Origin of the sequence: Flavihumibacter sp. CACIAM 22H1, from assembly GCF_001601815.1 — a bacterium.
GTDB lineage: Bacteria > Bacteroidota > Bacteroidia > Chitinophagales > Chitinophagaceae > Flavihumibacter.
Window position 1 is genome coordinate 17,968 of sequence record NZ_LUKG01000001.1, and the last position, 2,776, is coordinate 20,743.

The window sequence follows — 2,776 nt, forward strand, 5'->3', positions numbered from 1 at the left end:
GGGTAAAGCCGAACGAGCGGGGTGTAAATCCACCCGCATCACTTTCCAGGGCAAAAACATGTTTCTCCCCTTTTGATTTGGCTTCCTGTGCATATTGTGCACCTCCCCGAAGGCCATTTTCTTCATTGGCAAAAAGCACTACCCGGATAGTATACCGCGGTTTGTACCCCATAGCTTTCATTGCCCGGATTATGTCGATAGACTGAACACAGCCGGTGCCATCATCATGGGCGCCTTCTGCAGGATCCCAACTGTCGAGATGGCCACCTACGGTTATGTACTGATCCGGGAAGACGGAACCGGTTAATTCTCCGATAATATTATGCCCGGTTGCATCCGGTTTAAAATGTGCCAGGCTTTTGTAATATACCTGTATAGACTTGCCAGCCTTAAGAGCTGCAATAAGTTTATCGGCATCCTGAAGGCCCATGGCCGCAGCCGGGATTTTCGGGTAGGCGCTATCGTAAGACGTGGTGCCGGTATGCGGATGATTATCATTAGCAGATGCAGATACAGACCGGATCAGGATAGCTGCAGCCCCGTATTTGGCCGCCCGACTGGGTCCGGCCCGGCGATAAGCACCAGATTCGCCGTAAGATTGACCCACCGAAAGGTTCCTGGGGTTGAATACATTATTAAACACCACGATGGCATCCTTTACCTCCTCTTTTCTTTTTTCGAGCTCCTCGAAATCTTCGATCAGTACCGCTTTTTTGAACAGCCCGTTTTTACCTGTTCCAATAGAATTTCCCAGGGCCAGGATATCCAGCTGTATCCTCGTTTTTTTCCCGTTTGCATCGGTAACCTGGTACCAGGCTTCGTCTTTTCCGCCCCGATCCCAGTGCGGCACCTGCACGGCCTGTTTCCAAACCTTATCAGCCCCTGCGGCCCGCAGTACCTGTTCGGCCCAGGCTTCGGACTTATACATTCCGGGTGAGCCTGCCAGCCGGGGCCCGATCGTTTTACACAAAACCCGCAAATTTTCATACGCCGTTGCTGAACTCAGCACATCGTCTGCCATTTTCCGAAAAAAAATGGAATCCGTTTGAAAATCAGCTGTTTGTGCAGATGCAGAAGAAAAAAATCCAATTTGAGAAACCATTAAGGCCAACCAAACAATTCTATTCATGTAGCTGTTTTTTTAAAATTACCTAAACATTTTAAACCAGTACCTTCACAAGGAAGTATTTAAATTATGCGTATAGGAATTGTATGTTACCCAACCTTTGGTGGAAGTGGTGTATTGGCAACAGAACTCGGAAAAGCCCTGGCCGACAAGGGGCACCAGGTTCATTTCATTACCTACCAGCAACCTGTTCGATTAAATGAATTCAATGCGAATATATTTTATCATGAAGTAAGAGTTCCAACCTATCCTCTTTTTGATTATCCGCCGTATGAAACAGCCCTGGCCAGTACCATGGTGGATGTGATCATCAACAATAAGCTCGATTTATTACATGTGCATTATGCCATTCCGCATGCATCGGCGGCTTACATGGCCAAACAGATTTTATTAAAAACCGGCCTCAATATTCCTGTGGTTACCACCCTGCATGGTACCGATATTACACTGGTTGGCCGTGATAAAACCTATGCGCCGGTAGTTACGTTCTCTATCAATGAGAGCGATGCTATAACGGCCGTTTCTGATAATCTTCGTACAGAAACCTACAAATGGTTTAAGATTGAAAAAGAAATTGAAGTGATCCACAATTTTGTGGATGTAGGACGTTTCCGCCGGAAAGGGATTGATGCCTTCCGTCGGGTGATTGCACCCAATGGCGAACGCATTCTTATGCATGCATCAAATTTCCGCAAAATAAAACGGATTGATGATGTGGTTCGCATTTTTGCCAATGTGGTTAAAAAAGTACCAAGTAAATTATTGTTTGTAGGAGACGGACCCGAGCGGCCTGGTGCAGAAAGCCTGGCGCGCGAATTAGGCATTTGCGACCATATTCGGTTTGTGGGAAAACAGGAACAGATGGAAGAAATCATGGCTATTGCCGACTTGTTTTTACTCACCTCTGATTATGAGAGTTTTGGTTTAGTGGCACTGGAAGCCATGGCAGCGGGTGTGCCGGTTATTTCTACCAATGCCGGCGGCTTACCGGAAATCAATATCCATGGTGAAACCGGTTATCTCAGCAATATCGGGGATGTGGAAGATATGAGCCGCCACGCAATTGAACTGCTCAGCAACCAGCCCCTGCTTGATCAGTTTAAGGAAAATGCCAAAGCCCAGAGCGATCGATTCGATATTCACTTTATTGTTCCCCAATACGAAGCACTGTACGAAAAATGCCTGGAACCGGCACCGGTTGGCGAATAAAAACTTATCGCTGTAACCAGAGTTCTGGATTGAGGTTAACCTGGCTATCGTTGGTGATAATAAATTCAAGTTCTCCACGGCCGGCATCTTTTTCTTCCAGCCGGCCGATTAACTGGCCGGTTTTTACTTTTTCGCCCTTACTTACCGTTACACGGGAAAGGTTGCTATAGGTTGTAAAGTACTTGCCATGCTTGATGATAACAGCCTGAATGGACCCAATGGTAAAAATGGCAGACACTTCTCCGTCAAAGACTGCTTTAACCGAGCTATTGGCCTCTGCTTCGATGGTTATCCCTTCATTCACATAGTCTACATTTAATCCTTCATATTTATTACGGCCGAATTTCATGGTTATGCGGCGGGAATTTACAGGCCAGGGCAAACCACCCTGGTTTTTTTCGAAGATATTTGAAGCCAGTTTAATTTCTTCCCGGGTATCCA

The 2,776-nt window shown here is 46.4% G+C and carries 3 protein-coding genes; 1 reads left to right on the forward strand and 2 read right to left on the reverse strand.

Translation table 11 applies throughout. The features are described 5' to 3' along the window. Positions 1-1,129: M28 family peptidase (locus A1D16_RS00090; protein ID WP_290706489.1), on the reverse strand; the 1,129-nt coding region annotated here is incomplete at its 3' end. Positions 1,130-1,195: 66 nt separating this feature from the next. On the opposite strand from A1D16_RS00090, the gene bshA reads away from it, so the two are divergent. Further along, positions 1,196-2,335 (forward strand): N-acetyl-alpha-D-glucosaminyl L-malate synthase BshA, encoded by a 1,140-nt coding sequence (gene bshA, locus A1D16_RS00095; RefSeq protein ID WP_290706491.1) that lies wholly within the window; start codon positions 1,196-1,198, stop codon positions 2,333-2,335. Positions 2,336-2,339: 4 nt separating this feature from the next. On the opposite strand, the gene A1D16_RS00100 is transcribed toward bshA, so the two are convergent. Further along, positions 2,340-2,776: peptidoglycan DD-metalloendopeptidase family protein (locus tag A1D16_RS00100; protein ID WP_290706493.1), on the reverse strand; the 437-nt coding region annotated here is incomplete at its 5' end.

Bases quoted from the DNA above. Each gene is read 5' to 3' on its own strand.
- bshA (WP_290706491.1), top strand. From the start codon at position 1,196: ATGCGTATAGGAATTGTATGTTACCCAACCTTTGGTGGAAGTGGTGTA.